This is a genomic window from Psychrobacter aestuarii (assembly GCF_904846035.1).
Lineage (GTDB): Bacteria > Pseudomonadota > Gammaproteobacteria > Pseudomonadales > Moraxellaceae > Psychrobacter > Psychrobacter aestuarii.
Map to the genome: position 1 here is coordinate 151,509 of NZ_CAJGYT010000001.1, position 20,696 is coordinate 172,204.

Genomic DNA, 20,696 nt, shown 5'->3' on the forward strand with positions numbered 1-20,696 from the left:
CGATGTGTTATGCCCGATACTGTGACTGCCCAAGAGACGCCTGATGATGCGCTGCCACCTGCGCTGCGTGTGCCACTGCATGGGCGCTATCTGATTGAGGCATCGGCGGGGACGGGCAAGACATGGACGCTGACAGGCATTGTGCTGCGCCTGCTTATTGAAGCCAAGCGCGCGCCTGAGCACATTATCGCCACTACTTTTACCCGTGCTGCGGCTGCCGAGATGCGCGAGCGTATTCATGGGCGCTTGGTGGATTTTTACCAACTGCTGCAATGGGTGCAAAAGCTCGCCGCCCAGCCCGAGCAGCGCGTGCAGATTTATCCGCAGTATGCTTCCGATGCTGCGCCTGAGCAGGCAAAAACGGCTAAAGATAATATTGATAATAAGAAAAGCAGCCCTGATACCGCATTGACCGATGCCATGCGCCAGCAGCGCCGAGACTGGCTACATCAGCAGGCTCACGGTCTTGGCATTGCAGACTTAATCAACGACCCGATTAATGATTATCTGCTCGCGTACTTGCTTGACAGAACGGCAAGCTATCCACTGACCGAAGCCATTCGCCGCTGTGCGTTGGTATTGACCACACTGGACAAATTATTCGTGAATACCTTAGACAGCCTTGCACAAAAGTGGCTGTCAGAATACAGCGCCGAGACAGGGCACCAAATCGGCATGGCAATCAGTGAGCGCGAAGGGGCGGTGATTGAGAGCATCATTCACGATGAGATACGCGCCTTTCAAAGTCAGCTGTACCACGATAACCGCACGGTATACGACCTATTGCAGCACACGCGCCAGCTGACCACCGTCGCCGACCATCTGAATGTTGCCAATAAAGCACTACAGCATTTGACCCTGCCCATTACCTCTGTGATGGACTTGCCTGATATTGATTTTAAGGCGTATCAAGAGACGCTACAGGCATTTAAAACCTGCGACTTAACGGACGTTGAGCCTTACTTTGATAAGGATTACCGTAAGGCGCAAGGGCTCAATGCGGGTGCGACGCTTGGCAAAAAGATAGACACCATTTACGAGATTCAATCTGCCGTTGAAAAAGGCAATATCATCTTTTTTACGCTGCTAGAAGACGAAGCGCAAAAGTTTTTTGATGCGTTGCCGTTCGCGTTTTTGAGTAAAGAAGAGGGCGGTAAAGGTTTTAACAACAATAAAGAAACCGAGCGTCTGGCGTTTATTAGCATTGACGCCATTCGCCTGTTAAAAAAGCTGCACGACTATACCGAGCAGATTGACCAACACCTAAGAATCCTACTCGATACGCTTAACCGCAATATTGCGTTAAGCGTCCGCGCGCGCTTGCCAATGCTGCTTGAGGCGGCGGGCGAGACGACGTTTGGGTTACAGATGCTGCGTCTGAATCAAGCCTTAGCAGGCAATGAGGGCGCACGACTGGCGCGTTATATTCGCCATCATTACCCTGTGGCACTGATTGATGAGTCGCAGGACATCAATACCGAGCAGGCAAAGATGATTGAGCGTATCTATATGCCTGACAGCGAATTGCCCGAGCATTTGGACGTGCAAGGCAGACGCAATTTTTTATTATTAGTTGGTGACCCAAAGCAGGCAATTTATGGCTTTCGTGGCGGCGATGTTGCCAACTATAACCAAATCAAAAGCAAATTTGCGCCCGCGCACCGCATGAGCCTCGATATCAACCGCCGCTCAAACGCGCAGATGATTGAATCGTTAAACCATTGGTTTGGTAAGCCAGATGAGCAAGAAACAGGGCAGAAGACCAGTGCGCCCAATATGCTCGCCGCCTTGGGTCAAAACATCGAATACCAATACATCACCGCTGCCAATCCTGAGAGCAATGCCTCTTGGCATAAGCCCAATACGGTCGTGCCTGAGCCGCTGCGTGGTATGACCTCAACAGAGGCGGTGACTGTCTTACACTTGCCGCAAAATGATGATGACAGCGACAGCTACGATTATGCGAGCATGACTGCACATCATATCGCCGCGCTTTTGGCGAGCAATCAGCAGCTCAATGGGCGCGCTCTACGTCCCAGTGATATTGCCGTATTGGGACGCACCAAAAAGGATTTGCAAGCGGTCGAAAAGGTCTTGCATCAGCTCGGCGTGGCGGCGCTCGTCACCACCGAAGACAGTGTGTTTAGCACCGTCATTGCCGAAGACATTTTGGTGCTGCTCGAAGCCATCTTGCGCCCGCAGCGCCGCGACATTATCAATCGCTTGTTGACCAGCCAGTTTTATCAGCTGAGCCTACAGACTGCCCAGTCTTTGATTGACAGCAGTGACGAGACTACCGCGACTGAGGACAGCGATTTAAAGGCGTACTATCAGCATTTGCAAAGTGATTTAAAGCGCGCCGCCGTCTATTGGCAGCACAGCGGCGTGTTGTCCGCACTGCACTATATTTTAGGTCGCAATGCGCTAATGCCACTGCAAGCACCCGACAGCCAAGCCAAAACGCTGTGGACGGCGCTGGCGGGTACGGTTGAGGGCACACGCCACCTAATGGACTTGCGCCATATCATGGACATACTGGCGCAATATGCGATGCATCTGGGCGAGTACGAGCTGTTAAATTGGTATAAAAAACAAATGAGCCAAGGCAGCGTGCCTGAATGGGCAAAGCAGCAGCCGCTACCGACCGCCTCGGGCGTACAGCTGATGACCATGCACAAGTCTAAGGGCTTAGAGTTCCCTATCGTCTATGCGCTGGGACTGGACAGCAATATCTATCGCAATAATAAAAAAAATACGCACGCGCTGTATTTGTACGACCATGACATTAGCGTCAATCAGACGGACTATGAAGACCAGCCATACACTGAGCGCCGACTGTCGGCAAGCAAGCACAAGTACCAAGCCATCACAGGCAAGATGGGGCAAGAAAACTACTTTTCGGACTTTGAAGCAAAAGAGGCAATGGATGAGCTGCGCCGTCTGACCTATGTCGCCATGACCCGCGCCAGCGAGCAGCTGTTCGTGGTTATCACGGACGCGAAGAGCAAACGCGGGCTTGACGATAAGCCCTTACGCACATGGCTTGACTGCCCCGATACGCCTGAACATACGCTGCCTGAACGCTTAGCACCGTATATTGGCTGGCTCGGTCATGATGGGGTCAAGGACAATATCGAAGCCATTTTGCAAAGTAGCGATGCCATGAATGCAGCCGAGGGCACAGCGGACAGCACGCAGACTCAGCCATCAAGCTATATCGACTACCGCGCCGCCGAAGCCCAGCGCCAGCAGCACCGTTTTTACGGCTGGGCAAAGACCAGCTTTACCGCGCTTGCCCGCCAATTAACTGAGCAAAGCCATGACCTTGCGGTCTTTGATGATGCGATTGAAGACGACTTAGTCAGCAGTCCCATGCGCGTGAGTGAATCTGCGCAGGTAGGCGCGGCAGAAGATATCCGCTTTAGCTTTGTTAAGGGCGCGAATGCAGGGACATTTTTGCATCAAGTGCTCGAAAAAATCGACTTTGAGCAGCCGCATACATGGTCGACAGTGATTGATCAAGGCATCCGCCAATACCAGCTGCCCAACCACTATCTGTCCACCACCCAAACTGCCAATCAAGGGACGGAGGACACGCGCGCCGATGACGATATCGAGCTGCCGCCTCAGCACGTTGCGCTCAAGGACTGGCTGGCACGTATCCTTGCCACACCACTGCTGGCTTCCAACCAGCCGCTACATGCCATCGCCCCGCGTCAGCGTATGGCAGAGCTTGGGTTTAATATGGGCTTGGCGGCGCGCTTTAATCCCGAGACATTAAACGCGATTTTTCAGACACATTTGCCAATGGATACCGACAAGCACATTCATTTAAGCAGCGCACCGTTTGAGCATATTTACCGTTACTTGCGCGGCGAGATTGATTTGGTTTACCAGCATGCGGGCAAGTATTACGTGGTCGATTACAAGAGTAACTATTTGGGCAGTAGTGACGCCAGCTATCATCCCGAGCAGCTCCAGCACGCTATGAGCCATGCAGGCTACTGGCTACAGGCTGCCATTTACCAAGTGGCGCTGCACCGCTTATTAAAGCTGCGTATTACAGATTATCGTGGTAACGAAGCGCAGTATTTGGGCGCGGTGGAGTATGTGTTTTTGCGCGGTATCGGTGGGGATACCCAGCAAGGCTATGGACGCATCACGTGGGACATTCCGATTGCCTTGGTATTGGCGTTGGATGACTTTTTTGGCTTGCCCAGTCGATAATGGTAAATATAAAGACACGCCCAGTTTTGGCGTTATTTTTTAAGGACAGATTATGAGTACATCGCCCTTTGACATGGCAGTACGCACAGAGACCGCCGCCAGTAGCAACAAAAACGAAGGCAGCGGCTGGGCGATGACCGTCAGTGATTATCTGATGAGTCGCCGTATGCAAACGATGCATGCCTATCAGCGCCAGCGTACGGGAAGCGTTTCTACGACCGACACACTGTCCGATATCGCCAAAGCCGAGCAGGGCGTTTTTAGTGCGTTGTTTGCGCTACTCGTGCAGCGGTTAGAGGAAGGGCACACCGTATTGACCATAGCGGCGGGCAGTGCGTGGCAGCAGATGCTGCTAGAAGCCATGGTACGCCCGCTTATCGACTGTCTGCCGCCGATAGCGGATACGCCTGATAGTGACAATGTACCCTTGACGCTCGATGCGTTTTTGCGTGAAGACAAACACTGGCAAGCGGCATTGTGGCAACTCGCTATGCCAAGTTATCAAAAAGACACCTTAACTGCGCGCTATCACAGCAGTGCTGCGCTGTATCAAGTCTTTAAACAGATTAACCAGAACAATAGTCATCAAAATAGCCTAAGTAATTTTTTAACTATAATTAAGAACAGCTCATTTATCCAAACAGATGAAGAAAAAGACAGTAGTGAAAACAGCCCTATCATTTATCGCTGGCAGGATAACCCACAAACACTAACCCTATGGCTACACCGCGCATGGCAAGCAGAGCATGACTTGGTGCAGCATATCCTACGTATTAAGTCACAAAACGTACAACCCCTCGATATTCTGCCCAATACACTACTCAATACCGAGCAGCAAAGTGCCATTGATATGGCAAACCGCTCGGCGCTTAGCATCATCACAGGTGGACCAGGAACGGGGAAGACCTTTACCGTCGCACAGCTGGTGATGGCGTTACAAAGTGGGCAGTATGACGATAATACACTTAGCAATACGCCCAATCTGGCACTGTCCGCCCCGACAGGGAAGGCGGCGCAGCGTATGCAAGAGTCGCTACAAGCGGCGATTGAGCAGGCGGGTATCGATATGCAGCTGCCTGAGGCAAAGACCATTCATCGGCTGCTGGGTATCGGGCAGGGCGGTCGCGCGCGCTATAACCAAAGCAATCCACTGGGCGAAGACATCATCATCGTAGATGAAGCCTCAATGCTTGGGGTAGAGCTGGCAAAAGACTTGGTCAGTGCGGTTAAGGCGGGCGCGCGTTTGATACTGCTCGGTGATGCCAATCAGCTTGCAGCGGTTGATGCTGGGGCAGTACTTGCCGATTTGTGCCGCGTACCACAGCTACAAGATGTGCATCAGGCGCTCAGTATCAGTCGCCGCTTTGACGCGCAGTCAGGCGTTGGGCAGTTGGCGCGCTTTATTAATACGCCGCAAAAAGACAGTCAAGGCGTCTGGCAAATTATCGACCAGCATGACAGCCTTGAGTTTTATACCTTATATCAAGGTATTTATAATAAAAATAGCCTAAGCAAAATAAAATTCCTAAAGTTGATTTCGTCTAAGTATTCAAAATACTTTAAAAAAACGAAAAATATTAAACTAAAAAACTCAAGCACGAAATCCATACCAACATCAGAAGCATTTAACTTTGCCAGCCAGCTCATGAATGTCTTGAGTGAATATAAAGTACTGACCGCAGGGCATCACGGTGTTTGCGGTGATCACAATATTAATCAATATCTGACCCAGCAGCACAAAGAGGTACTACAGCTGCCCTTATCAAAGTCTGAGTGGTATCACGGCAGACCAGTAATGGTGCTACAAAACAATTATGAGCTGGGTTTATTCAACGGTGACATCGGCGTATGTCTAGAAACAGAGCGCGGGCGTTTGCAGGTATTTTTTGAGGGGCGAGCGCAGGGTATTGCGGTTAATATGATGAGCGAAGATATGGTCACGACCGCTTATGCGATGACCATTCATAAGTCGCAAGGCTCAGAGTTTGAGCATGTGGCGATTGCCTTTGATGACCAGCACACGCGTCTACTTAGCCAAGAGCTGATTTATACTGCTGTAACCCGCGCCAAAAAGCAGGTCTCGATATTCAGTACGCTATCGGCGTTTGAATACGCGCTTAGCACACCGACCATACGTCAAACAGGACTGTCTTTGCAGTTCCAAGGCGAAGGCTGATTTTACGGTATAAAAAAAGCATCCTAATTATCGGATGCTTTTTTATTTGAACCATCTTTTTTATACCAACAGGCAGCTATTACAATTTGTCTTCTTTAATCGCATAGATGCCAGGTAGGTGGCGCAAGTAACCGTGAAAATCCATACCACAGCCGTAGACATAGCGATCATCAACTTCGATACCAACAAAATCGACGTTAAAATCAGGCACTTTGCGGTCGTGGATTTTATTAAGCAGTACGCATGAGTTGATAGACAGCGGCTTTTCTTTGCTTAGCTCTTCAACGACGGCTTTTAGCGTGATGCCTTCATCAAAAATATCATCAATCAATAGCACATGCTCGCCTTCAATGCTGACATCAGGCTTGAACTTCCAATTCAGCTCATTTGTGCCTTGATTGTCGCGGTAGCGCGAGGCATGGATGTAGTGCATGCGATGATAGAATGTCAGCTGTGTCAGTAGCTGACCTGCGGGAATCAATCCGCCATTCATGACAACCATAACAATCGGGTTTAGACCAGCATAAGACAAGTTAAGCTGAGCAGCTAGGCGCTCGTAAGCGGCGGCAACTTCAATGCTGCTGATGAGGCATTCTGAGTTACGGAGAGTTTTTTCGATTTCTTGGTTGCTGATTTGGGTCATAGGGTGCGCCTTTTATAAAAAGTGCTGCGTATTTTAGCAAGTTTTTTATGATTTGCCCAACGCTCTACAGCAATTTTCTACACAATGGGTGGACGTATAAGTCAGCCCGCAGCAGCGTTGAGGCGGTGCGGGCAGCTCTTCTGGGGTATTGCGGTCAGTCTTTGTTTGGCAGTTCGATAAAGTAGGGGCGATAAAACTGCGCCAAGCGATTGACGCCATCATCAGGCAGTTGGGGCAATAGTCGATTCAGCGCAATGCCTGTGCCTTTGTCAATCGCCGCTTTGGTCACAGGAATGGCGCGGCGCTTAATCATGCCAAGCTTAAGCGTTTGCGTGAAGCGGGTCATAAAATGGTACATGGCAGCATCGCTCATGGTGATCAGTCCCTGCTTAAACAATGCCAAGTCCACATGGTCTTCAGTGACCGCATCAAAGCCTTGATAAATCGTCTCTGTCTGAGCGTCGGTAAGCTTAAAACCCACGCGGCGCTTGCCCTCATTATCAATAAACATGGTCTCGTTTTCTAAAAAATAAAAGCTGGGCAAGATATCTTCGTTGCTGTCTTTGCCGAGCAGTACCTTGAGCATGGATTCGGTCGAGCGCTCGATGGTGGTGGCGATTTTGCCCATTGCAGCCTTACGCTCAGGATTGGGCGTGGTCTGTACCAAGCGCACTAGAAAATTGTCGTTCAGCTCGCGGGCGATTTGTTGTACCAAGGCATTGCGGTAGGGGTAATAATCTACGTCTGCTTTCGTATAGATAAGATGCTCAGCCTCATCAATCATGTCGGAGAGTTTTTGAGAAGGAATAAATCCAAAGTAGTGCGCCATTGTTCCGCCTTTATCATTTTTTTACTTGAATGTGATTGGTGTCAGTGACGTATGCTGGCTATTGATAGACAATTTGCCGTTATTTTTATCGTCACTGTCAGGTATTACTGTATGGTTTGCTTTATTTTATAAGATGCGCTGTTTAATGTGTACTTGCCAGTAGAGAATTTTTGTCCACTTCTGGGCGTTACATTGTTAAGCAAATCAGATACACTGAAGCAGGCATATATCGATGTGCATCAGGTATGTGTTCGTAGCAGTTTTGATGCTGCTATGTTGACTGATTTTTTGCTTGTATTGTCGAGGGCGTCCACCTGTGTATGTGTCTTAAAAGGTGATACACCTCGTAGTTTTACCTCTATTTTTGCATCGCTATTCTAATGTAACACAATTGCTGTATTTTCATGGCTGGTATACGCACAATCACGACAATAGGACATAAATCCAGTAGGGAAGCTATAGGTAGGCGGTCATGACCACCCATCCTGCGCTGATATAAAAAAATATAAAATAATACGAGATAAGTCTTACATACTCGGCTTATCTAAGGAGAGATAAGATGAACAGTGCCATTGTATTATTATTTGGCGTCGCTGCAATGCTTTGCGGCTATATTTTTTATTCAAAATTTATCGCGACCAAGATTTTGGCGCTAGACAACAGCCGTCCCACGCCAGCCCATACGATGAAGGACGGCATCGATTATGTGCCGACCAATAAGTATGTGTTGTGGGGACATCACTTTACGTCAGTTGCGGGTGCTGCGCCGATTATTGGCCCTGCGATTGCGGTGATTTGGGGCTGGGTACCTGCCATTCTTTGGGTGGTATTCGGGACGATTTTTATGGCGGGCGTACATGATATGTCTGCCGTATGGGCGAGCATGCGTAACCGCGGGCAGTCGATTGGCTCTATCGCGGGGACGGTGATGGGCACGCGCGTGCGTAGCCTGATGATGGTGGTGATATTCTTGCTGCTACTCATGGTCAACGCAGTATTCGGCGTGGCGATTGCCAATATGATGATTAAGACGCCATCGGCGGTGCTGCCTGTATGGGGCGCGCTGATTGTGGCATTTATTATCGGTCAGTGTATCTATCGCTATAAGATGAGCCTGCCTATCGTGTCTATCGTGGGTGTGGTGGCGCTATATACGCTGATTTATTTGGGTCCCATGTTCCCAATCGTATTGCCTGAGACGGTGATGGGGCTGCCTGACAATGCGGTATGGATTATTATTTTGTTCGTCTATGCAGCGATTGCCTCATTACTGCCTGTATGGATGCTGCTCCAGCCACGTGACTATATCAACGGCTTGCAGCTGTTCGTGGGCTTGATTTTGTTATATGCGGCAATCTTTATTGCCACACCCGACATTGTCGCGCCAACCATCAATACCAACTTGCCAGCGGGCACGCCGCCCATCTTGCCGCTACTGTTCGTGACCATTGCCTGTGGTGCGATTTCAGGCTTTCATGGCTTGGTGGCGACGGGTACGACCTCAAAGCAGATTGATAAAGAAGAAGACGTGCGTTTTGTCGGTTACTTTGGTGCGCTTGGTGAAGGTCTGTTGGCACTCGGTGCTATCTTGGCCGCGACCGCAGGTTTTGCGACCTTTGGCGACTGGCAAGCGGTATATCAAAAGTTCGGTGACGGCTCTATCGGCGCGTTCATCGACGGCGGCGCAACCATCTTAAACCAAGGTGTGGGCATCGAGATGGTACTGTCGCAAACCATGCTGACCGTGATGGCAGCGCTGTTTGCGGGTACGACGATGGATACAGGCGTACGTTTGCAGCGTTATATTTTCCAAGAATTCGGTGAGTTTTATAACCTGCCTGCCTTGAAAAAAGGCGTGGTCGCAACCTTGCTTGCGGTGGGTACGTGTTTGCTACTTGCATTCGGTGCAGGCGGTATCGATGGCTCAGGCGGTATGATTATCTGGCCACTCTTTGGTACGACCAACCAGCTGATGGCAGCACTGACCTTGATGATTGTCACTGTGATTTTGCTGCGTAAAGGCAAACCTGTGTGGTACACCTTAGCACCGTTGACGTTCCTGCTTATCATGACTGTATTTGCGCTGCTGTTACAGCTCAAAACTTTCTATACCGATGGCAACTGGCTACTCATCATCATGGACATCATCATCTTGATTGCGACTGTGTTGGTCACTTTTGAGAGTCTGTCTGTACTGCGCCGCGAATGGTCGGAGCACAAAGGTAAAACCAACATCGAACCATAAGCAAGAGTATCGTTATCTATATAAAAACGCTGGCATCTGCTGGCGTTTTTTATGCGCTGCGTTATGATGGTTTGATAGTCCTATGATGTTAAGCTAAGAAAATTTTAGGTTAAGAAAAAATCAAATGATTAAAAAGGAATCCGCGATGAACGAGCCAGCCGAGACAGACACCAATATACCGCCTTTGTGGCGACGATTTTTAGCGGGGCTAAACGAGTTTTATCACGCGCCGTACCGTCAGACGATGGCACGCGCAGCGCGTGATGAAGAAGATTTTTTTATGCTGATGATGTTTGCTGAAAGCCTAGGTATTGATAATCCTGCGAGCTTTTATACCCTTGAGTTGCAGCCGTTATTTTTGGAAAACTTTCACGATTGGCACACGCGTATGGGTATGGAAAAATGCCCCTTTGACCATGTGGGCTGCTGCTAGCTGTTACTAAACTTGCTATACCTGAGTGAAGCCAATAACAACCCAATAACGATAAGAACGACATATAAGCAGAGACAAAAATTATGGCAATACAGCCTTTAAATGACCTTAAAAAAACCGTCAATCATAAACCCATCATCTTTGTCGGTGGTAAAGGCGGCGTAGGCAAGACCACGACCGCCGCCGCACTCGCCAGCCAATTTGCGGCAGCGGGAAAAAAAACGCTGATTATCTCCACCGACCCTGCGCACAGTTTGGGTGATGTGTTAGAAACGCAGTTAAGTAATGAAAAAACGGCGATTACACCGCGTTTGGACGCGATTGAGCTCAATCCCGATTTGATTGTTGAGCAGCATTTTGCACAAGTTGAGCGTACCATCACCGCTTATACCAACCCTGACATGCTGCCCAAAATCCGCGAGCATTTGCGCTTGTCCAAATCCGCACCAGGGGCGCAAGAAGCAGCGATGCTCGAATCCATGTGCCAGCACTTAGTGAGTGCCGCCGATGAAGGTTATGCACATATTATTTTTGACACCGCACCGACGGGGCACACGCTGCGGCTGCTGGTACTGCCTGAGATGATGGGCGCGTGGACGGATGGACTGCTCGCGCAGCAGCGCCGCCAAGCCAAACTGCGCTCGGTCAGTAATCATTTGCAAACCAGTAGTAGCAGGAAAGCAGAAAACTTTGGTAAAAATGCGCTGGACAATCCCTTTACCGCGCATAAGCCTGACCGCTGGGCGCAGGCGGTCGAGGTACTGGAAAAAAGAAAGCGGCTGTTTCGTCAGGCGGGGACGCTGCTGCATGATGACCAGCAAACCGCCATCGTGCTGGTCATGACTGCTGATGTGCTGCCACTTGCCGAGACCAAGCGCGCCGTAAAGCAGCTTGAGGACAGCAAGCTGACGCCAACCGCAATCGTCGTTAATCAGCTGATACGTGACCAGCAGCAAGATAGCTTTTGGCAAGAGCGCGCAAAACGGCAAGGCAAGCTATTAACAGAGATAGACCTCAGTTTTCAACAGTATCCTGTCTATCCCATCTATCTACAGCAAAGCGATGTGCGCGGAATAGAAGCGCTTGGGTCTTTGTTGACGTAGTTGTTTTTGTAGTTGTAATTATTAGCATAAATGTTTACTGATTTAACCCGCATTATTCCTGCATATAGACTGCATCATCATCACTTTTGCGCTCAAGGCGGCGCGACAGTGACCATGCGGCATCAAGACGCAGTTGCTTGGCTTGCTCGGACTTGCCACTATTAAACGATGACCATTGCGGCTTGCTGCGCGCTTTTTTTAGCTCGCTTGGTAGCTTTTGTGCTGACCATGGTGCACTGGTAGTAACATCATCAGCGTCTACCTTATTTTGGTACAGCATTTGCGTACTGTCCGCTGCCGCGTGCCCGCGATGGCGCAGCGCGTATAACAAATCAACCGCCCGCGTCGCCAGCAAAGTCAAAGTGGCAGGGTCAATATACAAGCGCTTGACGCCCGATATGCGGTCGCTGATACTGCTGGTATTCGACAGCAATCCACCCGCGATACCGCCGATAGCCGCGCCCAAGCCTAAAGTCGTACCAAGCGCCGCTGCGTCAATACCCAATCCCAATAACGCGCCAGCCGCCGCCCCTGAGGTGGTGCGTATGCCATAGCTTTTGAGCAGTTCGGGGTCAAAGGGGTCTTGCTGATAGGCGGTCAGCTCAAGCGGCGTGTCAGCAACGTCATTGTCATAAAAGCGGTATAAATTTAATAACTCGTGCTGCATACCGCGTTCACTTTGGCGCACTGCATCTTGCATTTGTGTGAGTACGGGTAGCGGGTCGTCGTCCTCGTGTATCTCACGCTCAAAGGCGGCGACATCCAATAAAAAGTCGGCGATGATGATGTTGGCTTCGTCATACATCTGTAGCCACTCTTGGCGGCGCTGCTGGGTCAGGCGCGTCAGCATATCGCTGTGCGTGAGCATGGTGGCAAGGTTCTGCCAGAGGCGCATCTCGTCATTAAACTCAAACGCCACCGAGTCAAAGCGGGTAGAGATGTGCAAGCCGCGACGTGCCAGCATGGTCTGCCATTCGCCGATATTGCTGTCTTGACTGTCAATAAAGTTAAACACAGGCATCACGGGGATTGCCGACCATGACAAAATAGTCAGCTCGTCTTTGTATTTGCCCAAAATCGGCTCACGCGCATCGACCACATACACTGCCATATCGCTGGCGAGCAGCTGGCGAATGACTTTGGCTTCTTGGCTAAAGTCTTCATCACTGCCGCTATTGGCATCGGCGGCGGCAGACTGCAAAAAGTGTTGCAAACGCTCGATACCATCGCGGCGGCTGGCGGTGTGCGCCTCAAGCCAATCCATCACGCCCGAGGCATCTTCTAGACCTGGGGTATCGTATAGGGTCACCAGCGTGTCACCGCTTTGGCTATCGGTTAACTTTGCGCGCTCGACATGGCGTGTGGTGGCAGCGGCGTTTTTGACCTCACCAAAATACACATCACGCAACAAGGTGCGCAAAATCGAAGTCTTGCCCGTATTGGTGTGCCCAACGACCGCGAGCTTTAACGGCTCGTCTTGGGCGGTGGTTTTGCGTGGTTGGCTGGCTGCTTGATGGGCATCAAAATCGCTGTTTGATTTTTCTAAATTGGGCGCGGTCGCCGTCATGTCCGTTTGCGCTGCGGGCACAGGCACGGCGTTAGCAGTTTGTGACTGGCTATTATGCGCGGTATTCGGCGTCTCGCTCGCAAAGGCCTTTTCTGCAAACAGGCTGCGGCTCGGCTTATTATGAGTGTCGTTATTATTTTCAGTCATGGCGTCTGTCTTTTGTCTTTGTAGTATTAAAGGGTATATTTCAAATTTAATTTAAAAGGTCTTTTTAGCATTTAGAAACCGCTTAGCTCACCGATTGCACCAGTCCAATACCGCGCTCTGCCAATGCCGCTTGCCATTGGTTAAGGCGCTCGGTATGACTCGGCGTCATCTCAACATCACCGAGCAGTTGCACGACCAGCCCATGTTTTGCCGCCGCTGCGATGTTATCAAGCTTGCGCAATGTGCCACGGTCAGGCAGCGCTTGGCTATAGATGCCGAGCAGCACTTGTACAGGGTGCGTCTCTAAGTATTTATGTAAGCGCGCCATATCATCGCGGTCATTGACCTGCCCAAAGTTGTGGATATCGGCATCATTGTCATTCATCGCATCCAGACCCGCCAGCCACCATGTGTCCTCGGTATGGTATTCAAACAATACCGCGAGCTTTTGCCCTTGGCTGGGCTGTGCCACAGGCGCGACAGGGGCGGGCGCTTCGGTAAAGTCATCAGCGTCCACGACGCGGCGCTGCCAAAACTTGAGGATTTTTTGATAATAGGGCTGATTGATATCCACGCGCATCTGTCTGCGGCGAAACATCAGCGCACAAAACGCCCATGCTATCGCGCGCGGCACGATGCCATACATGAGCAAACTGCCAATCAATAGGCTTGCCCACGCGCGAGCGGCGGATAACGGCAGCTCAGTAACAAGGCGGCTTTGGCGAATCGTCTCGGCATCAGGCACATCAAAGCCCACAAGGCTTGGGAGCGCGCCGAGCCACTGCGTCAACACAATCAGTGCGTTATCGGAGAGCAGCGTCGACTCCCAGCTAAAGCTATACTGACGCACAATCAGCAAAAAGATGATGGCAAACAGCATCCCCGTCAAGGTCGCGAGCCACAGCTGATGGCTAAAGCGTCCGATATACCAGCGCATGCCCTGATGCTCCAGCTGGCGCTCGTACAGCTCGGTCGCTGCCAGCGTCACATCATCGCGCCCACGCAACAGATAGCTTGGGTTAATCAGTGCAGTAATGCCGACCGACTTGGCATCGCGGCGCTTAATCAGCGTCAACACCAGCCAGCCCACCAGCATTAAAGTATGAAAGCCGAGCAGACACACCAGCACATAAAAAAAGTTGACCACATTGCTTTGCAGTAGCGCAAACAATCCCAAAAATCCAGACACGCACCACAGCGCACTCATGAGTAGCATCACGCCCTTGATGCGCGTATCAATCTTGGTCAGTATCCGCATCAGCGCGCCATCACTGTCGATGCGCGCCGCACGGCGTTGCAACTTATGCAGGGGCGTACCCGTCTCATCCTGCATCTGCTCGGTGACCAACAGCGGGTCGGTAGCAAACAGATGATTTTTGGCCTCGAGGCGGCGTACCAGTTCGGTCAGTTGGTCCTGAGCTGAGAGCATGCGGCGTGTGTGTCCATAACAGTAAAGGAAAATTTAAGGATACCGAAAAATACGGCAAAAGCATAACGCACTATTGTAGCCAAATAGGGACGGCACTCAGGCGGCACAAGGCGGGTAACAATAAACCTCTGTAAGCCATCGGCGCAAGCTTTTATGCTAATTCCATCACGATGGATAAATTAATAACAAGTTAAGCAATAAAAATAAAAGCAAACAACACTATAAGGGCGCAAAGCATGGAGCAACAGACAAATAAGACGTATCTCATCATCGGCGGGACAGGCGGTATCGGGCAAGCAATGCTGCGCCAACTGGCAAGTCATCAGCATGGCAATGAGAAAAGCACAAATAGCGCCACACTTATCGCCACCTATCACAAACGCCCGCCGCCTGATATGCCGCAGGTGACGTGGGTCAAGATGGATTTGACCGATGAAGACAGTATTAAAAATGCGGTAGAGACGATAAAAACAAAAACCACGCACATTGACTGGGTGATTAACTGTATTGGACTGCTGCACGATGGCAATCAGCAGCCTGAAAAGTCATTGCGCCAGCTCTCGCCTGAATTTTTTGTGCAAAACATGAAGGTCAACGCGCTCGCCAGCCTACTGCTCGCCAAACATATTAGACCACTATTACAAAAGGCGACGCGCACCGAGGACGCGCCCGCCATTTTTGCAGTGTTATCAGCGCGGGTCGGCAGCATCAGTGACAATCAGCTGGGCGGCTGGTACAGCTACCGTATGAGTAAGGCGGCGCTAAATATGGGCATGAAAAATGTCAGTATTGAATGGGCGCGCTCCTTGCCCAATACCTGCGTGGTGGTCATGCAGCCAGGTACGGTGGACACCACGCTGTCCGAGCCGTTTCAAGGCAATGTCGCGGAGGATAAGCTGTTTTCGCCAGACTATAGCGCTGAGCAGCTGCTCAATGTGCTCGCCACCATGCGGGCGGCGGACAGTGGCAGCTTTGTCGATTGGGCAGGGGAGAAGATTGCGTGGTGATGGGTAACACGCAAAAAGAAGAAAGATTAAGCTATTGCTGTCATTAAATACCGCTACCACACGAGATGCTGTGCTCTTGTCTGTCAAAAATTAGTTCTGTATAGCCAACATCTTGTGTTAAGTAGCCTTTAAAGTTGTTGTTTAACACCTCTAGTAAGACGCCATCAGCGGTATAGCCTTTTTTATCCGTAGCGGGCAGCTTAAACTGCGGGCGCAGCGTTAAAAATTTATTGTCCTTAAAAAATACCTTTTGATGTCCCCATTCATAGCCTTGAAAGTCTTCTATCTTAACAATCGGGTAGCCAAAAGCAGTCGCGTCTTTAAAATAGTACGTCGTGGTTGTTGAGTTGCCATCGCTGTCTGTATAAGGGTACATAAACACCACTTCTTTACGAAGAAGCGCATCGCCTATGTCTGTAAACGCATCGTCATCATCAAAGGATAAATGTCCAGCACATCCCGCCATCATTGGCTGTAGATAAGTGCTTAAATCGATACTTGCCTGCGCGCTCAAGGTGTACGTGATGAACAACACACCCGCGCCAATCTTATAAAAACGGTTCATAAATGCCCCTTAAAAACGAACTTAAGTCTAAATATTAAGCGTATTATAGTTATTTTTATCAAAAGGCGCAGTTTATAAACCTTACTTGGCGAACAGCTGACTCATATCTTTAAAGGCTTTAAATTCTAAGGCATTGCCACAAGGATCTAAAAAGAACATTGTCGCCTGTTCGCCAACCTCGCCTTTGAATCTAACATACGGCTCGATAACAAACGCTATGTCGTTGTCTTTTAATCTGTTTGCCAGATCTTCCCATTGTGCCCAAGGCAACACTACGCCAAAGTGCGGGGCAGGCACGTCATGTCCATCGACGACATTGGTATGCGCGCTCTCTTGAGACGGCGTTTTAGGGTGCTCGTGTATGACGACCTGATGACCATAAAAGTCAAAATCGACCCATTGTGTGCTGGCGCGCCCTTCTTCTAGATTAAGCACATCCCGATAAAACGAGCGCGCCGCATCGATATCATAGACAGGTATGGCGAGGTGAAAAGGTGATAAGCTCATAATGTCCTCTTAATTTTTTGGAATCCGTGAAATTATGATAACGAAAGACCATGCACAAGAAAAACGCAATAAATCTATTCTCAGCCCTAATTATTTATGGTCTCGAAAGTAGGTGTCACGCTACGGTAGTTTTTATCAATCGTTTTTAAGGCTACTAGGACTACAAGGCGAGTACTTCTTTTAAGGCGGCTATCTTTGGCTGCTCACGATCACTGTAACGATAAGCAAGTACGATATCCCTTTTTATATCCTCGCTGTTTAAATGCTGCACGGTGACTGAGGCCTCATGTTTAATCCAGAATCCAGCGTAAGGAATGATGGCGATGCCGAGGTTGGATTCAACCATCGTGGCAATCGCATCGAGATCATCGAGCTCCATGAGCGTGTTGACATGCATCCCTTGCTGCTTAAGAAATTTATTGATTTGCATACCTGCTGAGGACTTGAGGCTGTATTGTATAAACGGGTAGCTTTCGAGCATTTTTTGAAAGCTGTAGGACGCCCATTTTTTAGGACTGATGAGCACGTAAGGCTCACTCATAACAAGGTCGATGCAGATCGTTTTTGGCAGCTCGAACGCTGGGCGCACGATTATGGCGGCATCAATCTCTTCTGCCTCTAGCTGAGCAATCAGCTCTATGGAGCGTCCCGGTATGACTTCTGTTTGCATGGAGGGCGCTAAAACTTGAATGGATTTCAAAATCTTAGGAAGAATACCGACTTGTACAGAACCAATAGCGCCGATTTTAAGCTGACCATGATAGTTGGCAATATTGGTCTCCGACGGCAGTTGCATTGAGCTGTACAGCTTTAGAATTTCTTTAGCAATCGGCAATATGCGCTTGCCCTGTGCGTTTAGGCTGATGGTTCTGGCGTAGCGATTGAAAACGGGAAACCCTAAAGACTTCTCTAAGGTTTTAATCTGCGAGCTGATGGCTGATTGCGTCAGATTGGCTTTGCGCGCCGCAGCGGTGAAGCTGTCAAGCTCGCAGACCGCTACAAAGGTTTTGATTTCCTTAATCATTTGCTGTCCCTATTTGTTTAAAAGAGCATGATTTTATAGCAATGAATAACACTCCTTTTATGCGTTTATTGCTCCTTTTAGACAATAGCAAACATGGCTCAATTTATAGTGGCATCAATGACCGTCAGCGTTTAGCGCTCGGCTGTTAAGTGCATTTCATTTACACTATTAAATACACCACGCCCGCCAAAAACAAGACACTCATGACCAGCAGCAGTATCTGCAAGATGACAGCACTTTTGGTGGTTTCGCCTTTGACCTTGGGCGGTTTTGGTTTTTTGAGGTGCAATATCATGATGATATGCTCGATATTGTCTTCTAAAAAGCGCTCGCCGACCGCCTCAAAGCCCAATGAGGTATAAAAATCCATCAAATAGGTCTGCGCGGCGATGACAATCGGTTTTTTGCCGTACTTTTTGCGGCAGTGTTTGATGGCATGGTGCATAATCTGCTGGGCAATCGCCGCACCGCGATGCTGCGGCAGCACCAGCACGCGCCCGATGGCGGCTTTGGCAATGTCGTCATGGGTGTGCAGGGTATTGACCTTGGGCGGGATGATGCGGCAATAGCCGACCAGCGTGTCGTTTTGGTGCGCGACCAAATGCAGACAGTCAAAGTCCAGCTCGTCCATATCTTGGTACGGGCATTGCTGCTCGACCACGAACACTTGCGAGCGGGCTTTTAGGATATGGTATACGTCGACGCCTGTAAGGTCGTCAAAGGTCTTGATAGAAAAGGTGGTCATACGTCACTCAAAACTTTTGTCAATTAGGCAACAGCAAAGCCGATAAAACAAAGATAGCGGCTGTCAGCGGCGCATTATAACGCGTTTGCGGCGATTTATCCTTGTAGCGTGCGGCTGATTTTGTCTAAGTTTAGGCTGTCCGACATGGCAGAGAATATCTCAAAGTACTTGCCGCGCTTGGCATACAGCGCCTCGTGCGTGCCTGTCTCGACCACGCGCCCGTTTTCAATCACCACCAAGTCATCAGCATCAATAATCTGCGCGATATTGTGCGAGACAATGATGACAGTGCGGTCTTTTTTAATCAAATCAAGGCTCTTTTTGACTTGCTGGCTGGCGATGGCGTCAAGACTCGCGGTCGGCTCATCCAAAAACACGATGGGCGGGTCTTTTAAAAACATACGTGCCAGCGCAATCCGCTGCTGCTGTCCGCCCGATAGCGACTTGGCATCGCTGTCGTAACCATCGGGCAGGGCGATGATTTGCTCGTGTATCGAGGCTTTTTTGGCGGCGCTGACGATGGCGTCGGTGTCCGCGTCCATATTGCCGTAGCGGATGTTGTCATTAATCGTGCCTGAAAAGATATGATTGCTTTGCAGCACCAGCCCGATTTTTTGGCGCAGGGCTTGGGTGTCGTAATCCTCAAGCGCCAGACCATCTAAATAAATCGCGCCCGAATCTGGCTCATAAAACTTAACCAGCAAATTGATAATGGTACTTTTGCCCGCGCCGCTTAGACCGACAAGCGCGGTAATGCGGTTTGGTTTAATGCTAAAGCTGACGTCATTGAGCGCCTTGGTCCCGTTTGGATAAGTAAAGTTGACGTTTTTAAGCTCGATATCGCCATGTAAATGGTCGCTTTTGATGCCGTCGGTGCGCTCAATTTGCGCATCATCCTCTAAAATATCAAAAAAGCCCTCAGCGTAGGTCAAAGCATTGTTGATTTGGTCATAGATGCGGTGCATCTGGCGAATGGGGGCGGCGACGTTTTGAAACAGCATGACATGAAACAAAATCATGCCAATAGTCATCTCACCTTGTAGCACAAAATAGGCGGTGAGTAAGATAATCGCCACCACGCCAATTTGTTCAATAAAGGTTTTTACCGCGTCGTAAATAAAAGCAAGGCTGCGGATGCGTAGCTGATTGTCGGTCATCTCCTTTTGAATCTCAAAGTGCTTTTGCGCCTCAATCGGCTCACGCACAAAGGATTTGACCACGGTAATGGCGTTGATTAAAGAAATCACCAGCCCGCTTTTGGTCTCGCGAAAGCCGCGCATCTGCCTGCGGTAGCCTTGTAAGCGGTTGGCTTGTTTTTGGCTGATAAAAAAGTAAATCGGCACGATAATTAGCCCAACCATACCCACCCAAAAGTTGGCGCTAAACATGATGATAAGCGACACGATGGCACTGGCAAACAGCGGCAACATATCAATAAAGAAATTTTGTACCAAGCTGGTCAGACTGCTGACGCCCAAATCAATGCGCGTTTGCAATTTGCCACTGTCGTTTTCACTGCTGGTATAAAACGCCATGCGATACGTCAAAATGCGCTCGACCACGCGCTGTGATAAATCGCGAGACAGGTTAATACGGATACGCTCGCCAAAGTAACGCTGCCCAAACGACACAAAAATCGCCAGCACTTCTTTCACCAGCAAAATCGCACTGATAATACCAAGCATACGCACGCCTGCCTGCCACGGCTCGGCGAGGGTGGCAATCTCGGTCAAGGTATCGACGGTATAACGCAGCACAAAGGCATTGACCTGCGCGGTGAATGAGCCAAGCACCGTCAGTATTAAGGTTAAGACAATCAGCCCTTTATACGGCGCGGCAAAGATGGCAAGCTTTTTTAGGATGTCCCACAAGAGCGCCCGCCGCTCTTTTTTGGGGACGGGCGGTTTTTTGGGGGTATTGTTTTTATTGTCTTGTTGTTTTTCTTTTTTTAGGATAACGGGGTCGGATATGGGCATAAGCGTTCAGTGGTAACAGGCGTGAGCCATTATGATAGCGTGTTTTATTGGCGGCGTTGGTTGCTGGCGCGTA

At 49.7% G+C, this 20,696-nt stretch carries 15 protein-coding genes; 6 read left to right on the forward strand and 9 right to left on the reverse strand.

The window, feature by feature from the left end; genetic code table 11:
* Positions 1 to 9: 9 nt before the first annotated feature.
* On the forward strand, positions 10 to 4,227 hold the full coding sequence (locus tag JMW05_RS00615; protein ID WP_201503500.1) for a UvrD-helicase domain-containing protein: 4,218 nt from the start codon (positions 10 to 12) through the stop codon (positions 4,225 to 4,227).
* A gap of 52 nt (positions 4,228 to 4,279) precedes the next feature.
* Positions 4,280 to 6,403 carry an exodeoxyribonuclease V subunit alpha gene (gene recD, locus JMW05_RS00620; protein ID WP_227691380.1) on the forward strand — a complete coding sequence of 708 codons (2,124 nt, stop codon included), beginning with the start codon at positions 4,280 to 4,282 and terminating at the stop codon, positions 6,401 to 6,403.
* Positions 6,404 to 6,482: 79 nt separating this feature from the next.
* Here the strand turns inward: recD and JMW05_RS00625 are convergent, their stop codons facing one another.
* Both JMW05_RS00625 and JMW05_RS00630 read right to left on the reverse strand, forming a co-directional pair.
* Positions 6,483 to 7,046, reverse strand: a complete 564-nt coding sequence (locus tag JMW05_RS00625; protein WP_201503501.1) for a hypoxanthine-guanine phosphoribosyltransferase — start codon at positions 7,044 to 7,046, stop codon at positions 6,483 to 6,485.
* Between the two features lie 154 nt (positions 7,047 to 7,200).
* Entirely contained in the window at positions 7,201 to 7,875 is a 675-nt protein-coding gene (locus JMW05_RS00630; RefSeq protein WP_201503502.1) for a hypothetical protein, read from the reverse strand.
* A gap of 559 nt (positions 7,876 to 8,434) precedes the next feature.
* Between JMW05_RS00630 and JMW05_RS00635 the strand changes: the two genes are divergently transcribed.
* The 3 genes from JMW05_RS00635 (at position 8,435) to JMW05_RS00645 (ending at position 11,656) form a co-directional block, all read left to right on the forward strand.
* Positions 8,435 to 10,120 (forward strand): carbon starvation CstA family protein, encoded by a 1,686-nt coding sequence (locus JMW05_RS00635; RefSeq protein WP_201503503.1) that lies wholly within the window; start codon positions 8,435 to 8,437, stop codon positions 10,118 to 10,120.
* A 145-nt stretch (positions 10,121 to 10,265) separates the two neighbouring features.
* Positions 10,266 to 10,553 carry a cory-CC-star protein gene (locus JMW05_RS00640; RefSeq protein ID WP_201503504.1) on the forward strand — a complete coding sequence of 96 codons (288 nt, stop codon included), beginning with the start codon at positions 10,266 to 10,268 and terminating at the stop codon, positions 10,551 to 10,553.
* Positions 10,554 to 10,636: 83 nt separating this feature from the next.
* Positions 10,637 to 11,656 (forward strand): ArsA family ATPase, encoded by a 1,020-nt coding sequence (locus JMW05_RS00645; RefSeq protein ID WP_201503505.1) that lies wholly within the window; start codon positions 10,637 to 10,639, stop codon positions 11,654 to 11,656.
* A gap of 52 nt (positions 11,657 to 11,708) precedes the next feature.
* Here the strand turns inward: JMW05_RS00645 and JMW05_RS00650 are convergent, their stop codons facing one another.
* Positions 11,709 to 13,370, reverse strand: coding sequence for a DUF3482 domain-containing protein (locus tag JMW05_RS00650; RefSeq protein ID WP_201503506.1), 1,662 nt, complete (start codon positions 13,368 to 13,370; stop codon positions 11,709 to 11,711).
* An 82-nt stretch (positions 13,371 to 13,452) separates the two neighbouring features.
* Positions 13,453 to 14,799: a DUF2868 domain-containing protein gene (locus tag JMW05_RS00655; RefSeq protein ID WP_201503507.1), complete on the reverse strand. Its 1,347-nt coding sequence runs from the start codon at positions 14,797 to 14,799 to the stop codon at positions 13,453 to 13,455.
* A gap of 236 nt (positions 14,800 to 15,035) precedes the next feature.
* Between JMW05_RS00655 and JMW05_RS00660 the strand changes: the two genes are divergently transcribed.
* Entirely contained in the window at positions 15,036 to 15,806 is a 771-nt protein-coding gene (locus JMW05_RS00660) for an SDR family oxidoreductase (protein WP_201503508.1), read from the forward strand.
* Positions 15,807 to 15,849: 43 nt separating this feature from the next.
* On the opposite strand, the gene JMW05_RS00665 is transcribed toward JMW05_RS00660, so the two are convergent.
* From JMW05_RS00665 to JMW05_RS00685, 5 genes are all read right to left on the reverse strand, one after another.
* Positions 15,850 to 16,371, reverse strand: coding sequence for a hypothetical protein (locus JMW05_RS00665; protein WP_201503509.1), 522 nt, complete (start codon positions 16,369 to 16,371; stop codon positions 15,850 to 15,852).
* Between the two features lie 81 nt (positions 16,372 to 16,452).
* Positions 16,453 to 16,878, reverse strand: a complete 426-nt coding sequence (locus tag JMW05_RS00670; RefSeq protein ID WP_201503510.1) for a VOC family protein — start codon at positions 16,876 to 16,878, stop codon at positions 16,453 to 16,455.
* Positions 16,879 to 17,038: 160 nt separating this feature from the next.
* Entirely contained in the window at positions 17,039 to 17,902 is an 864-nt protein-coding gene (locus tag JMW05_RS00675; RefSeq protein WP_201503511.1) for a LysR family transcriptional regulator, read from the reverse strand.
* A 160-nt stretch (positions 17,903 to 18,062) separates the two neighbouring features.
* Positions 18,063 to 18,647 (reverse strand): GNAT family N-acetyltransferase, encoded by a 585-nt coding sequence (locus JMW05_RS00680; protein WP_201503512.1) that lies wholly within the window; start codon positions 18,645 to 18,647, stop codon positions 18,063 to 18,065.
* 95 nt (positions 18,648 to 18,742) lie between these two features.
* A complete protein-coding gene (locus tag JMW05_RS00685) occupies positions 18,743 to 20,623 on the reverse strand; it encodes an ABC transporter ATP-binding protein (RefSeq protein ID WP_201503513.1) in 1,881 nt (626 codons plus the stop codon).
* Positions 20,624 to 20,696: the final 73 nt, after the last annotated feature.